The 19,376-nt window shown below is 66.7% G+C and carries 16 protein-coding genes; 10 read left to right on the top strand and 6 right to left on the bottom strand.

Going from position 1 to position 19,376, the window contains the following annotated elements; translation table 11 throughout:
- Positions 1-23: 23 nt before the first annotated feature.
- The 5 genes from AB0313_RS05475 to menD all read left to right on the top strand — a co-directional run bounded on the left by AB0313_RS05475 (position 24) and on the right by menD (position 8,129).
- Positions 24-1,358 (top strand): Nramp family divalent metal transporter, encoded by a 1,335-nt coding sequence (locus AB0313_RS05475; protein WP_366304109.1) that lies wholly within the window; start codon positions 24-26, stop codon positions 1,356-1,358.
- 87 nt (positions 1,359-1,445) lie between these two features.
- Positions 1,446-2,906 (top strand): ornithine decarboxylase, encoded by a 1,461-nt coding sequence (locus tag AB0313_RS05470; protein ID WP_366304107.1) that lies wholly within the window; start codon positions 1,446-1,448, stop codon positions 2,904-2,906.
- Between the two features lie 30 nt (positions 2,907-2,936).
- A complete protein-coding gene (locus tag AB0313_RS05465) occupies positions 2,937-3,956 on the top strand; it encodes an o-succinylbenzoate synthase (protein ID WP_366304105.1) in 1,020 nt (339 codons plus the stop codon).
- A gap of 177 nt (positions 3,957-4,133) precedes the next feature.
- A complete protein-coding gene (locus tag AB0313_RS05460; RefSeq protein ID WP_366304103.1) occupies positions 4,134-6,200 on the top strand; it encodes a PhoX family phosphatase in 2,067 nt (688 codons plus the stop codon).
- 150 nt (positions 6,201-6,350) lie between these two features.
- Positions 6,351-8,129, top strand: a complete 1,779-nt coding sequence (menD, locus tag AB0313_RS05455) for a 2-succinyl-5-enolpyruvyl-6-hydroxy-3-cyclohexene-1-carboxylic-acid synthase (RefSeq protein ID WP_366304101.1) — start codon at positions 6,351-6,353, stop codon at positions 8,127-8,129.
- Positions 8,130-8,227: 98 nt separating this feature from the next.
- Here menD and AB0313_RS05450 read toward each other — a convergent pair whose 3' ends face one another.
- The 4 genes from AB0313_RS05450 to AB0313_RS05435 all read right to left on the bottom strand — a co-directional run bounded on the left by AB0313_RS05450 (position 8,228) and on the right by AB0313_RS05435 (position 12,536).
- A complete protein-coding gene (locus AB0313_RS05450; RefSeq protein ID WP_366304099.1) occupies positions 8,228-9,004 on the bottom strand; it encodes an amino acid ABC transporter ATP-binding protein in 777 nt (258 codons plus the stop codon).
- Complete coding sequence (locus AB0313_RS05445) at positions 9,001-9,957, bottom strand: amino acid ABC transporter permease (protein ID WP_366304097.1); 957 nt, start codon at positions 9,955-9,957, stop codon at positions 9,001-9,003. Before AB0313_RS05445 ends, AB0313_RS05450 begins: the two co-directional genes overlap by 4 nt.
- Before the next feature lie 35 nt (positions 9,958-9,992).
- Entirely contained in the window at positions 9,993-10,946 is a 954-nt protein-coding gene (locus tag AB0313_RS05440) for an ABC transporter substrate-binding protein (protein WP_141942956.1), read from the bottom strand.
- Positions 10,947-11,135: 189 nt separating this feature from the next.
- Positions 11,136-12,536 carry an isochorismate synthase gene (locus AB0313_RS05435; RefSeq protein WP_366304094.1) on the bottom strand — a complete coding sequence of 467 codons (1,401 nt, stop codon included), beginning with the start codon at positions 12,534-12,536 and terminating at the stop codon, positions 11,136-11,138.
- Positions 12,537-12,660: 124 nt separating this feature from the next.
- On the opposite strand from AB0313_RS05435, the gene AB0313_RS05430 reads away from it, so the two are divergent.
- From AB0313_RS05430 to AB0313_RS05415, 4 genes are all read left to right on the top strand, one after another.
- Positions 12,661-13,437 (top strand): demethylmenaquinone methyltransferase, encoded by a 777-nt coding sequence (locus AB0313_RS05430; protein ID WP_307304882.1) that lies wholly within the window; start codon positions 12,661-12,663, stop codon positions 13,435-13,437.
- Positions 13,438-13,440: 3 nt separating this feature from the next.
- Positions 13,441-14,772 carry a geranylgeranyl reductase family protein gene (locus AB0313_RS05425; protein ID WP_366304092.1) on the top strand — a complete coding sequence of 444 codons (1,332 nt, stop codon included), beginning with the start codon at positions 13,441-13,443 and terminating at the stop codon, positions 14,770-14,772.
- Positions 14,769-15,869 (top strand): polyprenyl synthetase family protein, encoded by a 1,101-nt coding sequence (locus AB0313_RS05420; RefSeq protein WP_141942948.1) that lies wholly within the window; start codon positions 14,769-14,771, stop codon positions 15,867-15,869. Before AB0313_RS05425 ends, AB0313_RS05420 begins: the two co-directional genes overlap by 4 nt.
- Positions 15,870-16,313: 444 nt before the next feature.
- Positions 16,314-17,102, top strand: coding sequence for a type IV toxin-antitoxin system AbiEi family antitoxin domain-containing protein (locus tag AB0313_RS05415; protein ID WP_366304090.1), 789 nt, complete (start codon positions 16,314-16,316; stop codon positions 17,100-17,102).
- Positions 17,103-17,269: 167 nt separating this feature from the next.
- Here AB0313_RS05415 and AB0313_RS05410 read toward each other — a convergent pair whose 3' ends face one another.
- The gene (locus tag AB0313_RS05410) at positions 17,270-17,698 is read right to left on the bottom strand and encodes a hypothetical protein (protein ID WP_141942944.1); all 429 of its coding nucleotides are present in this window, start codon (positions 17,696-17,698) and stop codon (positions 17,270-17,272) included.
- Positions 17,699-17,750: 52 nt separating this feature from the next.
- Positions 17,751-18,404, bottom strand: coding sequence for a trimeric intracellular cation channel family protein (locus AB0313_RS05405; RefSeq protein ID WP_141942942.1), 654 nt, complete (start codon positions 18,402-18,404; stop codon positions 17,751-17,753).
- Between the two features lie 61 nt (positions 18,405-18,465).
- On the opposite strand from AB0313_RS05405, the gene AB0313_RS05400 reads away from it, so the two are divergent.
- Complete coding sequence (locus tag AB0313_RS05400) at positions 18,466-19,323, top strand: sirohydrochlorin chelatase (RefSeq protein ID WP_366304088.1); 858 nt, start codon at positions 18,466-18,468, stop codon at positions 19,321-19,323.
- Positions 19,324-19,376: the final 53 nt, after the last annotated feature.

Below are 19,376 nucleotides of genomic sequence, written 5' to 3'. Positions count from 1 at the left end.
AAGGCCGATGAGGGAGGATAAGGATGACGTCGAAAGCAGTTGTGCCTGAGGAAGTGCCTCCTCCCCAGAAGTCCCGCCTGCGCCGCTTCGGCTCGCTGCTCGGTCCCGGACTGGTGACCGGAGCAGCGGACGACGATCCGTCGGGTATTGCCACTTACGCAAAAGCCGGCGCGACGTTTTCCAACGGAATGCTGTGGACCGTGCCGGTGACGCTGCCCATGATGATGGCCGTCCAGGAGATCTGCGACCGCACGGCGCTGGCCACCGGCGAGAGCCTGGGCAGGCTGGCCCGGCGCAAGTTCTCCCGCCGCCCCCGGGTGGTGATTGCCGTGCTGATCGTCGCCCTCCTGGTCGGCAACATCCTCAACGCGGCGGCGGACCTGATGGCGATCGGGCAGGGCATGGAGATGCTCGGCGCCGGGCCCGACCACCTGTGGAGCGCCATCGCCGGGGTTGGGATCGCGGTTGCGCTCATGAGTGGATCGTTTGCCGCCATCGCAAAAGTCTTCAAATGGCTGTGCGTCACGCTGCTTGCGTATGTGGCGGTCCTGTTCGTTGCCAATGTCAACTGGCCCGACGTGCTGGAGGGCCTGCTGGGACTGAAATTCAGTTTCGCCCCGGAGTACCTGGGCCTGATCGTCGCTGTCCTGGGCACCACCATCTCGCCCTACCTGTTCTTCTGGCAGAGCGCACACCGGGTGCAGGAACTGCGGGCGGAGGAACATGGCGGCGAGGAAGCCGTGGGACTGAAGGACCGGCCGGACGCTGCTGCCGCTGCCCATACCCTGCGGAAAGCGCGGGCGGACGTTTTCATCGGCATGGTCTTTTCCGTCCTGGTGATGTTCTCGATCATGGCGGCCACCGCGGCAACCCTGGGCAAGGACGGCACGGACGTGAACACCGCGGCCGACGTGGCCAAAGCCCTGCAACCGATAGTGGGACCGGCCGCCACGTTCCTGTTCGCCGCCGGGTTCATCGGCACGGGCGTCCTGGGCGTGCCGGTGCTGGCCGCCTCCGGCGCAGCCGGACTCGCCGGCCTGCTGGGCAAGGACTGGGGCCTTGACCTCAGCCCCCGGCGCGCCCCCTTGTTCTACGCCCTGCTGGGCGTAGGCATGGTTGCCGGTGTCCTCATCAGCTTCTTCTCAACCGACCCCATCGGGCTCCTGGTTTTCAGCGCCACCGTCAATGGCATCGCTGCGGCCCCGTTCCTGGTGGTCACCATACTGATCTCCAGGGACAAAGCCATCATGGGCGATTACAAAAACGGCCGGCTCGCCGCCACCCTGGGCTGGTTCACGGCGGCAGTGATGCTGGTGGCCGGCAGCATCGGCGTCTGGACCACCCTTACCGGAGCCTGACCGCCTGGCTGGACTGCGTCGTCGTCCGCCTTTACGAGCAGCATGCGCAACGAAACCCGACCGACCCCCCACCGAAAGTGAGTGACCATGGACCACAACGAAGCGCCGTTGCTGGACGCACTGGACAGCTACCACAAGTTGGACCGCTACGGCTTCACACCGCCGGGCCACCGGCAGGGGCGCGGGGCTGACCCGCGCGTCCGGAACATCCTGGGGCCGGACACTTTTCGTGCCGACGTCCTTGCCTCGGCAGGACTGGACGACCGCTCGTCATCCGGCGGGTATTTGAAGAAGGCTGAACAGCTCATGGCCGATGCCGTGGGTGCGGACCAGGCCTTCTTCTCCACCTGCGGCAGCTCACTGTCGGTGAAGGCAGCCGTCATCGCCGTGGCCGCCGGCAAAGGTGATCTGCTGGTCAGCCGCGATGCGCACAAATCCATCACCGCCGGGCTGGTGTTCTCCGGCATCCAGCCGCGCTGGATCCGGCCGCGCTGGGACCCCAACCTGCACATTGCCCACCCGCCGTCCCCCGCGGACGTGGAGGAGATGTGGGAGCGGTATCCGGATGCCGCCGGCGCGCTGATCGTCAGCCCCACACCCTACGGCACGTGTGCGGACATCGCCGCCATCGCCAAGATATGCCACGACCGCGGGAAACCCCTGATCGTTGATGAGGCCTGGGGCGCACACCTGCCCTTCCATAAAGGCCTGCCCACGTGGGCGATGAGCGCCGGCGCTGACGTATGCGTGGTGTCGGTGCACAAGATGGGTGCCGGTTTTGAGCAGGGGTCGGTCTACCACCTCCAGGGGGACCTGGTGGACGCCGCGCACCTGTCCCAGTGCGCGGACCTGTTGATGACCACCAGCCCCAACGCCATCCTGTACTCGGCCATCGATGGCTGGCGCCGCCAGATGGTCCAGCACGGGAAAGAACTGCTTGGCAACGCCCTGGACCTTGCCAAGAGGCTGCGCAGCGACATCGACGGGCTCCCCGGGATCCATGTGCTCGAGGACGAGCTCCTCGCCGAGGAATCCTCGCACGACCTGGACCGGCTGCAGATTCTCATGGACCTTTCGGGGCTGGGGATCAGCGGCTACCAGGCGGCGGACTGGCTGCGGGAAAACTGCCGGATCGACATGGGGCTCAGTGACCACCGCCGCATCATGGCAACCATGTCCATGGCCGACGACGACGCCTCCGCAGAGCGGCTGCTGGCGGCGTTGCGCGCGCTCATCGACGCCGCTCCGTCACTTCCGGCCCCTCCGGAGGTTTCCCTGCCCTCGCCGTCGGACCTGGAACTGGAATCCGTGGCCCTCCCGCGGGATGCCTTCTTCGGGCCCCGCGAGGATGTGCCGGCGCGGGAGGCTGTGGGACGGATCGCCGCGGAGCAGATCACCCCGTATCCGCCGGGTATCCCGGTGGTTGTTCCCGGCGAACGGATCAACGAGGCCATCGTGGAATACCTGGAATCGGGGCTGAAGGCGGGCATGGTTCTGCCCGACCCTGCCGATCCGTCGCTGGGCACCATCCGGGTGGTGCGGGAGTAGGGGCGGCGTCCCCGGCGTACAGTAAACGGCATGCCCAACACCGGTCTCCCGCCTGCTCCCGGCTTGCCCGCCCCGCCGCTCGAGGAACTGCTGGCGGGCGCGCACGTGGTGAGCCTGCCCATGAGGGTAAAGTTCCGCGGCATCATGCAGCGCGAGTCCCTCCTGCTCCGCGGGCCAATAGGGTGGGGGGAGTTTTGCCCGTTCCCCGAATACGGCGACGCCGAGGCTTCACGCTGGCTGGCCGCCGCCATCGAGGCAGGGTGGCAGGGCTTCCCCGCTCCTCTGCGTGACAGCATTCCCGTGAATGCCACGGTGCCCGCCGTCTCCGCGGACCGGGTGCCGGAGGTGCTGGCCAGGTTCGGCCGGGTGGACGCGGTGAAGGTCAAGGTGGCCGAGCAGGGACAGTCGCTGGACGACGACGTCGCCCGGGTCCATGCGGTCCGCGCCGCGCTGCCGGCTGCGGCCATCCGTGTGGACGCCAACGGGGGCTGGGACGTGCCGGGCGCCGTGGCGTCACTGACCCGGTTGGCGCCGGTGGGGCTCGAGTATGCCGAGCAGCCGGTCCCGTCCATCGAGGGTCTGGCAGAGGTCCGGTCCCTGTTGCGGGCCGCCGGGACACCCGTGCTGATCGCGGCGGACGAGAGCGTCCGCAAGGAAACCGACCCCCTCAAGGTGGCACGGGCCGGCGCCGCCGACCTTCTCGTGGTGAAGGTGGCACCGCTAGGGGGAGTGCGGCGCGCCCTGGACATCGTGGCACACGCCGGACTTCCCGCCGTCGTGAGCTCCGCCCTGGACACGTCCGTGGGCATCCGCGCCGGCCTGGCGCTCGCTGCCGCCCTTCCCGAACTGCCTTACGCCTGCGGCCTGGGAACGGTGTCCCTGTTCGAATCGGACATCACCCTTGACCCGTTGGTGGCGGACGACGGCGCCATCCGCCTCCGGGACGTTGCCGCCGACGCCGGGCTGCTTGAGCGGTTTGCGGCTCCCGCGGAACGCCGGGACTGGTGGCTGGACCGGCTCCGCCGCGTCCATGCCCTCCTCACCCACTGACACGCGCCCGTCTCCCCGGACGCGCCATCACTTGTCGTGCCTTTTTCCCGGATGCGCCATCACGTTCCCGCGGGTCACGGGCGGTTAACCGTAACTTCACCGAACGGACGGTTTTCGGTAGGAACGGGCTGGAAGGGTGAACGGGCACCCAAAAGACATTCCTTTGAAAGGTTCCCCATGTCTGAAACTGCCCGCAAATTCACCCTGCTGCCCATGCTCGGCCATACCAAGGGCAAGCGCAGCCCCGTTACATGCGCACTCAAATGCGACAACGCCTGCGCCGGCGAGGTCTGCAACACCAGCTCCAACAGCTACTTTCGCGACATCGCCTCCACCACCCTGTCCCGCCGCGCCGCCCTGGGCCTGGGCGCCGCCGGTGCTCTCGCCGTCGTCCTCGGTTCCGCCGTGACTTCCAACGAACCTGCCTCCGCCGCCGGCCTGTCCAAGGCCGCCAAGGAAGGCTTCGGCAACTCCAAGCTGCAGTTCACCGCCATCAAGCCGGTGGACAAGGCCGTTGACGCGTTCACCGTGCCGGAGGGCTTCACCTGGCAGCCCATCATCCGCTGGGGTGACCCGCTGTTCAGCGATTCCCCTGAGTTCGACCTGGACAACCAGACAGCGGCAGCCCAGGCGCGCCAGTTCGGGTACAACAACGACTACACGGACATTGTGGAAATCCCCGGCAGCAAGGGCCGCCGCGCCGTGCTGTTCACCAACCACGAGTACACCAACGAAAACATCATGGTTCCCGCCGGCTATGACGCCGCCGAAACCCGTGCCATCGGCCGCGCAGCGCACGGCCTGGCCGTGGTGGAACTCGAGCGCAAGAACACCACCAAGCCGTGGAGCTACGTCAAGGGCGCCCCGCTGAACCGCCGCTACCTCTCCGACACCACCTACGAATTGACCGGCCCCGTTGCCGGCTCGGCCCTCGTCAAAACTGTCGCCGATCCCTCGGGCCGCGCCATCAAAGGCACGTTCGGCAATTGCTCCGGCGGCACCACACCCTGGGGCACCATCCTCTCCGGCGAGGAAAACTTCAACGGCTACTTCGTGGCCGGCGGCACCTCCGCCAGCGACAAGCGCTACGGCCTCACCGCCAAGCCCACCGCCCGCAAGTGGGAACTGGACGATCCCCGCTTCGACACCCGCAACGCCGGCTACGAAAACGAAACCAACCGCTTCGGCTGGATCGTGGAAGTCGACCCCTTCGACCCCACCTCAACGCCCAAGAAGCGCTCCGCGATGGGCCGCTTCAAGCACGAGGGCGCCAACGTGATCGTGGCCGAATCCGGTCACGTGGTGGCCTACATGGGCGACGACGAGAAGTTCGACTACCTCTACAAGTTCGTCTCGGCGGATAAGTACATCGAGGGCGACCGCAGGCACAACATGAACCTGCTGTCCGAGGGGGACCTGTACGTCGCCAAGTTCACGGGCAATTCACCGGCGGCCGAGATTACCGGAACCGGGGCGCTGCCCTCCGACGGCGCGTTCGACGGCGCTGGCGAATGGCTGCCTCTGGTGGTAGGCGGTAAGTCGGCCGTCCCGGGCATGTCCGTCGAGGAGGTCCTGGTGTACACCCGCCTGGCCGCTGACAAGGTGGGCCCCACCAAGATGGACCGCTGCGAGGACGTCCAGCCCAGCCTGCACACCGGAAAGGTCTACGTGGTCTGCACCAACAACTCGGACCGCGGTACCGGCACTAAGGAAGGTGCCACGGAGGTCAACCCGCGCACCCAGAACCGCGACGGGCACATCGTGGAGATCACCGAAACCGGCGATCAGGCCTCCACCAAGTTCAACTGGACCCTCCTGATGGTCTGCGGCGATCCCGCGCAGGGCGACGTCACCTACTTCTCCGGCTACCCGGCGGACAAGGTCTCGCCCATCTCCTGCCCGGACAACGTGGCCTTCGACTCCGTGGGCAACCTCTGGATCTCCACCGACGGCGCCCCCTCCGGCATCGGTTACAACGACGGCCTCTTCAAGGTCACCCTTGACGGTGCCGAGCGCGGCAAGGTGGAGCAGTTCCTTTCCGTCCCCCGCGACGCCGAAACCTGCGGCCCGGTCATCCACGACGACGAGCGCACCGTGTTCGTCTCCGTGCAGCACCCGGGCGAGGAAGGCACCTTCGAGGCACCGCACTCCTTCTTCCCGGACTACGTCCCGGCAGGCACGACGCCGGCACCCGGCAAGGTGCGCGCGCCCCGTCCCGCCGTGGTCCAGGTGTTCCGCGGCTAACCCCCTCCCCACCGGGACGCGCCATCACTTTTGGCTGCTTTTCCGTAAACGCCCCATCACCTTCCGGCCTTCTTCCGGCAGAAGGTGATGGGGCGTTTCGGATTTTGGTGCAGGAAGTGATGGGGCGTTGGAGGGTGGCAGACTGGTTGGGTGACTTTGCCGAACGAACCTGCACCGGACACCTCCGCCGACACCGTGCCCGGAAGCTCCACCGAACCTGCCGGCGCCGCGCCTGAGTTGAGGGCGCTTGCTGCAGCGCGGATCGCCGTCGAAGTCCTGCTCGACGGCGGCGTGCGGCACGTGGTGGTATCGCCGGGTTCGCGATCGGCCCCCATGGCCTACGCACTGGCCGAGGCGTCCGCCGCCGGCCGGGTGGACCTGCTGGTCCGGATCGATGAGCGGTCCGCAGGCTTCACGGCGCTGGGCCTTGCCCTGTCCACCGGCTCCCCGGTGGCCGTCGTCACCACGTCAGGGACCGCCGTCGGGAACCTGATGCCTGCCGTGATGGAGGCGAACCACGCCGCCGTCCCGCTGATCGTCCTGTCTGCGGACCGGCCTGAGGAACTGCGGGGGACGGGCGCCAACCAAACCACGGTGCAGCCGGACCTGTTCGGCGAGCAGGTGAGGTTCGCCGCGGATGTTCCCGCCGGGAGCAGTCCCGAGCGCGCCATCCAAACCGGACTTTCCGCGGCCACGGGCGCGTTCCCCGACCTGCCTCCGGGCCCGGTCCAGCTGAACCTCGCGTTCCGTGACCCGCTGGTTCCTTCGGCGGAAGAGGGCCTGCCGGAGGCCGTGGAGCGGCAGCATTACCGGGTGGGCGCCGAAGCGCTGGTCATGAACCTCCCGCCGGCACCGGAGACCCTGCCGGAACGGCGGACCGTGGTGCTGGCAGGGCATGATGCCGGCCCGGTCGCCGAAGCGTTCGCCCGCGCCCATAACCTCCCTCTGCTGGCCGAACCGTCCTCCAATTCCCGCTTCGGCCCAAACGCGGTAGGCCCGTACCGGCTGCTCCTGGAGCATTTTGGGCCGGACTCGCCGCAGCCGATCGAACGCGTGGTGCTGTTCGGGCGGCCCACACTGTCCCGGCCCGTGGCCCACCTCCTGGCCCGCGCCGATGTTGAGGTAGCGCTGTACCAGCCGGTTCCCGTCGCCTGGTACGAGGCCGGCCGCCGCACCGAACTGCCGCTGGAAAACCTCGCCGACCTCGCGGATTTTGCCGGACGCGGCACCTCCGAGTGGCTGGACACGTGGCTCCTGGCCGGATCTGCCGCGCAGCATGCGCTGGACCAGGTGGTATCCGCCGAGGCCGCCGCCACCGGGCCTTCGGTTGCTTCCCTGGTCTGGAGAAATGCCCGCGGCCAGCTGCTGCTGGGTTCCTCCAACGGCATCCGCGATGTAGACCTCGCGGGCCTGCCCGCCCCGGATCCCGCCGCCACCGTCTATGCCAACCGGGGCCTGGCCGGGATCGACGGCACCATTTCCACCGCCACCGGCATCGCGCTGGGCGGACGGCAGGAGACCACCGCCCTGATGGGCGATGTCACCTTCCTGCACGACGCCGGCGGCCTCCTCCTCGGCACGGGGGAGGAACAGCCGGACCTGCGCATCGTGGTCCTCAACGATGCCGGGGGCGCCATCTTCGGGCTGCTCGAACACGGGGGAGTGGAAGAAGGCGGACACTACGGGGACGCCGTCGAGCGACTCTTTGGCACCCCGCACTCCGTGGACATCGCGGCACTCGCCGCAGCGTACGGCGTCGGACATTCCCTGGTAAGTACGACGGCGGGACTCGCCGAGGCGCTGGCCCGCCCCATCCAGGGGCGCAGCATCGTGGAGGTCCGCACGGACCGCCGGTCGCTGCGGCAGTTGCACGCCAGGATAAAGGATGCCGTGTCCGCCGCCGTGGAGGCCGTGCTCTCCGGCCAGTAGCAACGACGCGCAAAATTCCCCATGACGCGGAAATGCCCTGTCGCTGCCGGAATACCGGCAGCGACAGGGCATTTGCGCGTCGAAACTGTGGAACCGCGTCAGAGCACGCGGCTTAGGAACTCCTTGGTGCGTGCGTGCTGCGGGTTGGCGATGATCTCGCGCGGATCGCCCGACTCCACCACCACACCGCCGTCCATGAAGGTCAGGGTATCGCCGACTTCACGGGCGAAGCCGATCTCGTGGGTCACCACGATCATGGTCATGCCCGACTTTGCCAGGTCCTTCATCACGTTCAGGACATCGCCCACCAGCTCCGGATCGAGCGCCGAGGTGGGCTCGTCGAAGAGCATGAGCTCCGGCTCCATGGCCAACGCCCGGGCGATGGCAACCCGCTGCTGCTGGCCGCCCGAGAGCTGGGAGGGGTAGTGTCCGGCACGGTCGCCGAGCCCCACCCGGTCCAGCAGCTCGAGGGCACGCTTCTGCGCCTCGGACTTGGACTGGCCCTTCACGTGCACGGGTGCTTCCATGACGTTCTGCAGCGCGGTCTTGTGCGGGAACAGGTTGAAGCGCTGGAAGACCATGCCGATCTCGCGGCGCTGGGCGGCGATCTCCTTGGTCTTCAGGTCGTGGAGCTTGCCGTTGACCTCGCGGTAGCCGATCAGCTGGCCGCCTACCGAGATCCGGCCGGCGCTGATGGTTTCCAGGAGGTTCACGCAGCGCAACATGGTGGACTTGCCGGAACCCGAAGGTCCGATCACCACCGACACCTCGCCCTGGTTGACGGTCATGTCGATGCCCCGGAGCACATGGTGGTGCCCGTAGTACTTGTGGAGGCCTTCGATCTTCACCAGCGGCTTTACTGCTGTGATCGTCATCGTGCACTCTCCTCGGGGAAGTCCGTCTTCATTGAGCGGTGCGCGTCGGCGCCGGCACCTGCGGCCTTCGCCGCAGCCGGGTTCACCGCTGCGGGGGCGGCGTTGTCCACGCCCTTGCCGTAGTAGGCCTCAAGGTAATGCTGGCCGACCATCAGGACGCTGGTAACCAGGAGGTACCAGAATGCCGCAACGATCAGCAGCGGAATGGGGAGGTAGATGCGGTTCGCAAGGGCGTTGGTGGCGAACGTCAGGTCCAACGTGAACGGAACCGCGAGGACCAGCGAGGTGGTCTTCAGCATGCCAATGGTTTCGTTGCCGGTGGGCGGAACGATGATCCGCATGGCCTGCGGCAGGATGATCCGCCACATGATCTTGCCCTTGGACATGCCCAGCGCCTCGGCGGCTTCCTGCTGGCCCTTGTCCACGGACTTGAGGCCGGCCCGGAAAATCTCCGCGAGGTAGGCGGATTCGTTGAGGCCCAGGCCGAGGATCGCAGGGATCAGCCCCTTGCTGGGATCCGACAGTGCGTAGCTGAAGAGTTCCGGTCCAAACGGGATGCCCAGGGTAATGGCAGGGTAGAGAACCGTCACCAGGCCCCAGAACACGAGCTGCGTGTAGACAGGCGTGCCGCGGAAGAACCACACCCACACCCAGCTGGTCCAGCGGAACACCGGGTTGTCGGACTGCCGCATGACGGCCAGCAGGATGGCGAGGACGATGGCCAGCACCATGGACGCGACCGTCAGCAGGAGGGTCCACCCCACACCCTGGACGACTTTTACGTCCAGGATGTAGGTGCCCACAACATCCCAGCGGAAGTTGGGGTTGGTGAACAGGCTTTGCAGGAATCCTGCAACCAGCAGAAGGATGATGATGGCGCTGACCCACCGGCCGGGGTGGCGCACCGGTACTGGGTTGTTCAGTACCGGTGTATCCCGATGTTGGTGTTCCATGTGCACGCCTGACTTGTCGTCGGTAACGCGAAAACTCAAGACTTAACCGCCGGGTTGACCTCGGACTTGCTGATGGCGCCCTCGGAGTTGCCCCAGCCGTCCAGGATCTTCTTGTAGGAGCCGTCCTGCATCAGCTTGGTGACGGTCTTCTGGATGACGTCTGCCCAGGCGGTGTCAGCCTTGGCCACGGCAATGCCCTGCGGAGCGGAGTCGTAGACGTCGCCCAGCTTCTCAAGCTGGCCGTTGGTCTGGGTCAGTGCGTAGCCGATGATGGGGGAGTCGGCGGCCATGGCGTCGATGCTGCCGTTCACCAGGCGGGTGGTGACATCCGTCTGGTTCTTCAGGGTGACGATGTCGATCGGCTTCTTGCCGTCAGCAACGCACTTCTTGTTCCGGTCGGCCAGGTCCGGGTCTTCCTGGACGGTGCCGGTCTGCACGCCGATGGACTTGCCGCACACGTCGTCCAGGGAGAACTTGTTGGGGTTGCCCTTCTTCACGGCCCAAGCGGTGCCCGCGTTGAAGTAGCTGACCATGTTCACTGCGCCCAGGCGCTCCGGGTTGATGGTGAAGGAGGAGATGCCCAGATCGTATTTGGGGCCCAGTGCCGGGAGGATGCCGGTGAACTCCGCGGTCTGGACCTGTACCTTCAGGCCCAGGGTGGCGCCGATGGCCTTGGCGATGTCAACGTCGTAGCCGACAGGAGTCTGGCCGTCCGGACCGAGGAATTCGGCGGGGGCGTAGCTGGTGTCGGAGCCAACGGTGATGGTGCCCTTGGACTTGATGGCGTCCGGCACCATGGCGGCCAGGGCGTCGTCCTTCTTGACCGTGGTGGGATCAAAACTGGTGCTGGCGCTGGCCGATGAGGAGGCCGCGCTGGAGGGACCCGTTTCCGAGGCGTTGGTGCACGCTGAGAGGGCCAGGGCGCTGATGGCGATCATAGTGGCGGCGGTCAGCTTGGTGGTGCCCAGGAGGGTACGGGGAGTCTGCATTTCTTACCTTTTGTTGCAGGGGCTATGAGGTACTAACGCGGCTTATAGTGTAACGCTCAACAAGAGAGGTACGTCACACGCAACTAAGTTTCACTATTGGATAACTGTAGTGGGGTGAAAATCAACCCCTTCCGCGACGGACTTGTCTGGCATCCCGGACTTCTTACCCATTCGGGCGGGAAAGGAACGTCAGCTGCTGATGCCCAGGGACTCGAGCATCGGCCGGAACTTGGCCCATGTCTCCGCCAGTTCAGCCTCCGGCTGGGAGCCATCCACGATGCCGCAGCCGGCATACAGCCGTACGGTGTCTGCAGCTTCGATCACGGCACCGCGCAGCGCAATGCCCCACTCACCGTTTCCTGCAGCGTCCAGCCAGCCCACAGGTCCGGCGTAGGGGCCGCGGTCCAGATGCTCCAGCTTGCGAATCAGTTCGCCGGCCACCAGCGTGGGGGTACCGCAGACTGCGGCGGTGGGATGCAGGGCGTTGATCAGGGCCAGGCAGGTGGGGACGTGGCCTTCCACCTCGGTGAGTTCGGCCTTGACATCGGACGCCAGGTGCCACACGTTGGGCAGCTCCAGGATGAAGGGCTCATCGTGGGCATTCATCGCCTCCGAGAACGGCGCCAGCTGCTTTGTCAGCGACTGGATGGCGATCTCATGTTCGTGCCGCTGCTTTTCCGAGCCGGCCAGCACGCGCGTTGCGTAGTCCATCGGCGGCCCGTCCTCGCCATGCGCGTCCCGGCGGTCCAGGGTGCCGGCCAAAACTCGGGCCTGGGCGGTGCGCCCTTCCACCTGGATCAGCATCTCTGGGGTTGCCCCCACCAGTCCGTCCACGCCATAGGTCCAGCATTCCCGGTACCTGGCGGCGAGCTCGCGCAGCACGTCTGCGGCATGTACGCCGGAAGGAATAGTTGCCACCACGTCCCGGGCCAGCACCAGTTTCTCCAGGGCGCCCGTGCGGATCTCGGCAACACCCGCGGCAACGGCCTCCATCCAGGCTTCCTCGCTCAGCGAGCCTGTATGCAGCGTTGCGCCGGCAGCCAGCGGAAGGGGGCGGACGACGGCGCCGCCTGCCTGGCCGGCCACGTCACCCAGGGAAGCGTCCCCGGCGGAGTCCGCTGCCGCCGTCGTGCCTTCCACGGCCCGGGCAGTCGCGGAACCGCCGCCCAGCCAGCGGTCCAATGCCGCGTGGGCGCTCTCTCCGGTGAGCGGCCCGCCGTCGAACGTCAACTGGGTAAGCCACGCCTGGTTGTCCCGCACGCCCACCACGATCTCCGGCACGATCAGCCGCGACTCGTGGGCGGAGGTCTTTGAGAAGGCAAAGGAGCCGAAAGCGACCGGTCCGGTGCCGGGCAGCTCCACGGAGTCCGCCACCTCGGCTTCGAGGACCAGGTGCCGCCACCAGATGTCGGCCTCCAGGAACCGGTCGGGCCCCGTGGAGGTGAAGCGTGCGATCTCGCCGAAACCCGCCAGTCCGGCTTCGCGGCGCGTCCAGCAGAGGACATCGTCCCGGACCAGAAACGAAGGCAGTCCCCCGGGGAATGCTTTGCCATCCAGGGGGACCGTCAGGGTGCGGAACGTGCTCGTCATGATGAGACAACACTACTCCCGCGTACACCGCGGCCTTCCCTGTGCCTCCGGCACGCCCGCACGGTGCCTCCGCCGTGAAGCAGGGCTGGTCAGCAGGCTGCCGAACATTTGAGACAATGTCATGGTGAACCGAGCATCCTTGGATAAGCGTCCGGACGAAGTAGCCACGATGTTTGACGACGTCGCACCGAAATACGACGTCGTCAACGATGTCCTGTCCCTGGGGCAGACCCGCCGCTGGCGGAAGATCGTGGTGGACGCCATGGAAGTTTCCAAGGGCCAGCGGGTCCTGGATCTGGCGGCCGGAACCGGCACCTCCAGCGAGCCGTATGCCGATGCCGGCATAGACGTGGTCGCCTGCGATTTCTCCCTGGGCATGCTCAAGGTGGGCAAGCGCCGCCGCCCCGACATCAACTTCGTCGCGGGGGATGCCACCAACCTCCCCTTCGCGGACAACACCTTTGACGCCAGCACCATCTCGTTTGGCCTGCGTAACGTGAACGAGCCCAAGAAGGCGCTGAAGGAGATGCTGCGCGTCACCAAGCCCGGCGGCCGTGTGGTCATCGCCGAGTTCTCGCAGCCCGTGGTTCCGCTGTGGCGCACCATGTACACCGAATACCTGATGCGCGCGCTGCCCGCGATCGCCACCAAAGTGGCCTCCAACCCGGACGCCTACGTCTACCTCGCCGAGTCCATCCGGGCCTGGCCGGACCAGGACCACCTGGCCGCATGGCTGCAGGAGAGCGGCTGGGAGAACGTCACGTACCGCAACCTTACCGGCGGCATCGTGGCCGTCCACCGTGCGTTCAAGCCCGCGGATTCCGCATCCAACGGCGCCGCTGCCGCCATCGCCGCGCACAAGGGCCCGGTGGCCAAGCTGCGCCGCAATATCGTCCGCTGACCTGTGAAGGTACTGATTGTCGGCGCGGGGCCGGCCGGATCCACCGCCGCGTACTACTTGGCCAAGGCCGGCATCGACGTCACGGTCCTGGAGAAGACCTCGTTTCCGCGCGAGAAGGTGTGCGGCGACGGGCTGACCCCGCGCGCCGTCCGCGAGATCCAGAAGCTGGGCCTGCCGCACCCCGAGAACGACGGCTGGCGGCGGAACAAGGGCCTGCGCCTGATCGCCGGCGGCCGCACCATCGAGCTGCCCTGGCCCGAGGTGTCCGATTTTCCGCAGTACGGGCTCATCCGGACCCGGCTGGGCTTTGACGAGGAACTGGCGCGGCACGCTGAGGCTGCCGGCGCCACCGTCCTCGAGCGGCACAGCGTCACCGATGCCCTCCGGAACGACGCCGGCCGCGTCACCGGGGTCCGCGCAGCGCTCCTTGACGGGTCCGGACGCAAGACGGGGGAGACGCGCGAGTTTCCTGCCGACGTCGTCCTCGCTGCCGACGGCAACTCCACCCGCACCGCCGTGTCCCTTGGGATCCAGAAGCGTGACGACCGCCCCCTCGGCGTCGCCGTCCGCACCTACTTCACCTCGCCGCGGACCGATGACGACTGGATGGAAGGCTGGCTGGAGCTTCCCGGCCGCGACGGGAAGCTGCTGCCCGGCTACGGCTGGGTGTTCGGCGTGGGCGACGGCACCTCCAACGTGGGCCTGGGCATCCTGAACTCCTCCAGGGAATTCGGCAAGCTCGACTACAAACAGGTCCTGCGCGAGTGGACCGCCGGGATGCCCGCCGAGTGGGGCTTCACGCCGGAGAACCAGGTGGGCGAGATCCGCGGCGCGGCCCTGCCCATGGGCTTCAACCGCACCCCGCACTACGCTCCCGGCCTGCTGCTGCTCGGCGACGCCGGCGGCATGGTCTCCCCGTTCAACGGCGAGGGCATCTCCTATGCCATGGAATCGGCGCGCTTCGCCGCGGAATTCATCATCGACGCCTCCTCGCGCTTGGCTGCTTCGGGCGGGGCGTACGACGCCGACGCTCACCTGTCGAGGTACGCGGACTACGTGCGGGGCCAGTGGGGATCGCACTTCACCCTGGGCCGGGCCTTCGCCGCGCTGATCGGGAAGCCCGCCGTCATGAAACTGGCCCTCCGGACCGGCATGCCGATTCCGGTGCTGATGAGGTTCGTGGTCCGGCTCCTCGCCAATCTCACGGACCCCGCCGCGAAGGGCTTCGAGGACCGGGTGATCCGCGTCCTGGAAGCGCTGGTTCCAGCCACATCCAATACCCCGCCAGCTCCGAACCAGCGGTATCCGCAACAAAAAGTTAGGGTTAACCCGTGACCAAATCCGCAGACCACAGCTGGACGCACGCCGGGCACGGCCTGCCGGACTCCGAACCCAGCCTCAACACCACGGCCATCGCCACCGGACTCCAGCTGCCGGCAGGCTTTGCGGCCATCGCGGGGGATGCCGAGCTGGGCCCGGCCATCACCACCAACCTGGCCAAGGTGGAGAAGAAACTCCGCGAAGCCATCGCCAACTCGGATCCCCTGGCTGACGCAACGTCGCGCCATCTGGTGGAAGCCGGGGGCAAGCGTATCCGGCCGCTGCTGACCCTGCTCTGCGCCCACCTCGGTGATGCGTCGCTGCCCGCCGTGGTGCAGGCCGCCGTCGTTGTGGAACTGACCCACCTGGCTACCCTTTACCACGATGACGTCATGGACTCCGCCCCGCTGCGCCGCGGAGCGCCCACGGCGCACGAGGTGTGGGGCAACTCGGTGGCTGTCCTTACCGGTGACCTGATCTTTGCCCGCGCCTCCATCCTGGTCTCAGAGCTGGGCGGCCGCGCGCTCGGCATCCAGGCCCGCACCTTCGAACGGCTCTGCCTGGGCCAGCTGCACGAGACCGTCGGCCCGCGCCCCGGCGAGGATCCGGTGGCGCACTACCTGTCGGTTATCGCTGACAAGACCGGCTCGCTGGTGGCGGCCTCAGGACAGTTCGGTGCCATCTTCTCCGGGGCCGACGCCGCCTATGAGGACGTGCTGGTGGAGTACGGGGAGAAGGTGGGCGTGGCGTTCCAGCTCGCCGACGACGTCATTGATGTCACCGGCGTCAAGGTCAAGTCCGGCAAGTCGCCGGGGACGGACCTCCGCGAAGGGGTGCCCACCCTGCCGGTGCTGCTCCTGCGCAAGGCCGCCGAGGATGGCGACCAGTCCGCCGTCGACCTTTTGACGCTCATCGACGGCGACCTGTCCTCCGACGAAGCCCTGGCTGCCGCCGTCGCAGGCCTGCGCGAGCATCCGGTCACCGCCGAGTCCTGGGTAGTGGCGCGGCAGTGGGCCGACGAGGCCATCGCCGCCCTGGCGCCGCTGCCCGATGGCGTGGTCAAGGAGTCCTTGTCCAACTTCGCGCGGGCAGTGGTGGACCGCGCCAGCTGATTTTCAGGCAGGAGCCCCGGTGCCGCTGGTGTGAGTTTGCCACCCGGCGCCGGGCTTCCTGCTTTAACGGGATAGCCCCGGTTCCCAGCATCCGAAGTTGCTGTGAACCGGGGCTATCTCTCCGTTCGCATCAGACCCGCCGGAGGCGTTTAGCGGATCCGTGAATAGCTTATGACAGCTTTGTCACAATATGCAAGTCGCTTTTTACCGGAGATGTCATCGGCTTTTCCCGCTGGGCATGCGGCTGTCGTGGGGCATGCGATGCGGGGCTCGTTCGGAATGCGTGACTTTTGGGCGCCGGAATTCCCAAACACGCCTGCTTACGGCTTGCCGGTCGCAGAAGAAGCGCATAAGTAACGCATTCCGGTTGGCGACGAGGCCGAAGTATCCACATACAACCGCCCTCCACCGGCGGTTGCGCGCTCAGCAGGCCACCATCGACGAATGGACATCACCGATTACCTGCGGCGGCGCGGGGGAGTGGCCCGGTCCGGGGACCTGAGGAAAGCAGGTTTCAGCCGCGCGGGGGTGAGGCAGGCCGTGGAGCTCGGTCTGGTCACCAGAATCCGGCGGGGCATCTATGGAGCGCCGGAGGGAGGCATTCTCACTCCCGCCCTGTCGGCGGGCGGCCGGCTCACATGCCTGTCCGCGGCGCCGGTCTACCAACTCTGGACGCTCACTGAGGCTACGTCAGTACACCTTTGCCGCAGCCATCCGACCAAAACGCCGGGCCTGACCGACCACGGCCGTCCAAAGCATCCCGCTCACAGTTGGCTCCCCGTGGTTGGCCTTGCAGATGTCCTGCTCCATGCTCTGCACTGTCTGCCGGCATTCGAGGCTCTTGTCATGGTGCAATCAGCTGTGGGAAGCGGCAGTATCTCGTTGGACTTCCTCTATTCAAAATGCTGCGGCCGCCGCAACGGGCGGGTGCGTTCCACCCTCGACCTGGTTATTCCACGGGCCGATTCACTGCTGGAGGTCCTCGCGAACACGCATTTCATTCGTGCAGGATTGCGGGTTAAACGGCATGTGGTGATACCCGGGGTTGGTGAGGTGGACTTCCTGGTGGAGGACCTGATTGTCGTCGAGACTGATGGCGCCACCCATTTTGAGCCAAAATCCGTCAAGCGGGACCAACGGCGCAACAACCGCAGCATTCTGGGCGGCTACTTGGTGCTGCGGTACTACTACGAGATGTTGTTTACGCGCCCGAGTCCATGGTGGCTGAGGTGATGGCAGTGCTGGAACTCTGGCGAAGCGGACAGGTTCCTGCCGGTGTGCGGCCGGAGGCGTGACCGGAATGCGTAGCTTACGTACTGCTGCTGGGCCGGCGCCCGTGCAAACTCAGTGGGCGCGGGAATCAGCAGGCCCGAAAGTGACGCATTCCGGGTAGGCGAGGCCTACTCTTCCTCTTCGTCCTCGAACGCCCACTCGAACATGTCGAAGACGAACTCCGAGAAGGTGCCTTCCTCTGACTTCCACTGGCCGCGGGCATTGTTGCGTCGGTACACGATGGGGTCCGGGACGCTGAGGTCGCCTACGCGGAAGCCCCAGGTGAACTGTTCCTCTTCATCCTCGAGGAACATGAGGAAGCCCTCGTCATCGACTTCGAGCTCCTCGGGGTCCCAGAAGTAGTGGTACGCCTCCATGAGGTCCTCGCAGCCGCCCAGGGCCAGGTAGAACTCGCGCAAAACCAGGGGGATCTGGAACTGGTGGTCGGCAAGGGCCTTGTCCAGTTCCTCGGGGGTCAGGCCGTCCGCTTCCTGCCATTCATCCTCGAGATACTTCGGAACAAGCGCTTTGAACTTCTCGAGGAACATGTCAGTCATGCTCATATCCTAGCCAATCAGGACCACCCCAAAATGACAGGCAGGATAACTCTCAGAGCCCCGAATCGGTGGCCCGCCGGTGCCAGCCCCGGACGGCCAGGGGCGCCTGCCAGGACCGGCGCCATGCCAGGACCCGGAACGTGAAAACCACGGCGGCGATTCCCGCGGCGGTCAGCACGTTGAACACGCCCAGGACCCACAGCACCGCGGTCAGGGAGGAACCCAGGAACGCCGGCAGCGCATAGATGTCTTTTGGGTTGAACAGCTCCGGAACCTCGTTGGCCGTGATGTCGCGCAGCAGCCCGCCGCCCACGGCCGTGGTCACGCCCAGCAGCACCGATGCCACAGGGTTCAGTCCGGTGGCCAGGGCCTTGAGCGTGCCAGTCATGCAGAACAGGGCCAGGCCTGCGGCGTCGAAGAGGATCAGCAGGGACGTGTACCGCTGGACGCTGGAGAACAGGAAGAACACCAGGACCGTGGCCAGTAGCGGGGGTGCCAGGTACGCGGGGTTGGTGAAGGCCGCCGGAACGATGACGAGGATGACATCGCGGATCACGCCGCCGCCCAGGCCCACCAGCGATGCCAGGAGCAGGGATCCGACGATGTCGATCTGCTTCCGCGCCGCCAGCAGCGAGCCCGAGACGGCAAAGAAGAACACGCCCAGCAGATCCAGCCACACCGGGGAGTTGTCAAAGGCGAATGTCATAGGGCGTCCCGGGTATTTCAAAGAGCGCGGACAGGGCGGCTCCAACGTTACGCTAGCCCCTATGAACAGCCCCATCATGATCGCCTGCGCCCATGGGACGTCGAACACACAAGGAGCTGCCGAGGTCAACGCCCTGCGGGCCGCCATTGCGGAACTGCGCCCCGGGCTTGACGTCCGCGAAGCCTATGTTGACGTCCAGCAGCCTGACCTGGTGGACGTGGTGGCAGGCCTGCCGGAGGGGGAGGCCGCCGTCGTTGTTCCGCTCCTGCTGAGCGTGGGCTACCACGTGAAGGTGGACATCGCACGAGCCGTGAAGAGCCGGCCGGGCAGTGCCGCCGCCGCGCCGCTCGGCCCCGACCCGCGTCTTGCCAAACTCCTGGACCAGCGGCTGCGCGAGGCCGGCACCACGGACAACGACGTGATTGTCCTGGCTGCCGCGGGTTCGTCCAATCCCAACGCTGCCGTCAGTGTCGAGGAACTGCTGGGCCAGCTTCAGCGGCTCCGGTCCAACCGGATGGTGGCAGCCTATGGTGCCTCCGCCCAGCCGTCCGTGCCCGACGCCGTCGCCATGCTCCGCGAGGAGCTCGCCGGAGGTGCCGGTGCGGGGGAGTCCGCCGGAGCGGTCGACGTCGGCGGGCGCGTGGTGGTTGCCTCGTACCTCCTGGCGCCGGGCTTCTTCCACGACCAGCTGGCCAAGGCGGGTGCCGACGTTGTCACCGAACCCCTGCTGCCGTCCCCGGTACTCGCCGAGATTGCGCTGGACAGGTACGACGCCGCCGTCGCCACCCTGAACCAGATGACCGTGGCGCCCGCTCCGGAGGTGCCCTCCCCACCCCATAACCAGGCTCCGGCCGATGCACAGCAGGGTGGGTTCTTCAAGGCCGTCCGGCGTTTCGTGACGAAATATTTCCCTAGGTGACTTAGCGTTTCCGGGCCTTTGTGACGGTATTCGGCCCCGCCCTACAGTCGATG

It is taken from the genome of Pseudarthrobacter sp. NPDC080039 (genome assembly GCF_040702335.1).
Classification (GTDB): Bacteria; Actinomycetota; Actinomycetes; order Actinomycetales; family Micrococcaceae; genus Arthrobacter; species Arthrobacter enclensis_A.
This window is presented reverse-complemented; position numbering and strand designations above follow the sequence as displayed.

Coding starts and splice junctions, on each gene's coding strand:
- AB0313_RS05475 (WP_366304109.1), top strand. CDS start 24: ATGACGTCGAAAGCAGTTGTGCCTGAGGAAGTGCCTCCTCCCCAGAAG.
- AB0313_RS05470 (WP_366304107.1), top strand. CDS start 1,446: ATGGACCACAACGAAGCGCCGTTGCTGGACGCACTGGACAGCTACCAC.
- AB0313_RS05465 (WP_366304105.1), top strand. CDS start 2,937: ATGCCCAACACCGGTCTCCCGCCTGCTCCCGGCTTGCCCGCCCCGCCG.
- AB0313_RS05460 (WP_366304103.1), top strand. CDS start 4,134: ATGTCTGAAACTGCCCGCAAATTCACCCTGCTGCCCATGCTCGGCCAT.
- AB0313_RS05450 (WP_366304099.1), bottom strand. CDS start 9,004: ATGACGATCACAGCAGTAAAGCCGCTGGTGAAGATCGAAGGCCTCCAC.
- AB0313_RS05445 (WP_366304097.1), bottom strand. CDS start 9,957: ATGGAACACCAACATCGGGATACACCGGTACTGAACAACCCAGTACCG.
- AB0313_RS05440 (WP_141942956.1), bottom strand. CDS start 10,946: ATGCAGACTCCCCGTACCCTCCTGGGCACCACCAAGCTGACCGCCGCC.
- AB0313_RS05435 (WP_366304094.1), bottom strand. CDS start 12,536: ATGACGAGCACGTTCCGCACCCTGACGGTCCCCCTGGATGGCAAAGCA.
- AB0313_RS05415 (WP_366304090.1), top strand. CDS start 16,314: ATGGACATCACCGATTACCTGCGGCGGCGCGGGGGAGTGGCCCGGTCC.
- AB0313_RS05410 (WP_141942944.1), bottom strand. CDS start 17,698: ATGACTGACATGTTCCTCGAGAAGTTCAAAGCGCTTGTTCCGAAGTAT.
- AB0313_RS05405 (WP_141942942.1), bottom strand. CDS start 18,404: ATGACATTCGCCTTTGACAACTCCCCGGTGTGGCTGGATCTGCTGGGC.
- AB0313_RS05400 (WP_366304088.1), top strand. CDS start 18,466: ATGAACAGCCCCATCATGATCGCCTGCGCCCATGGGACGTCGAACACA.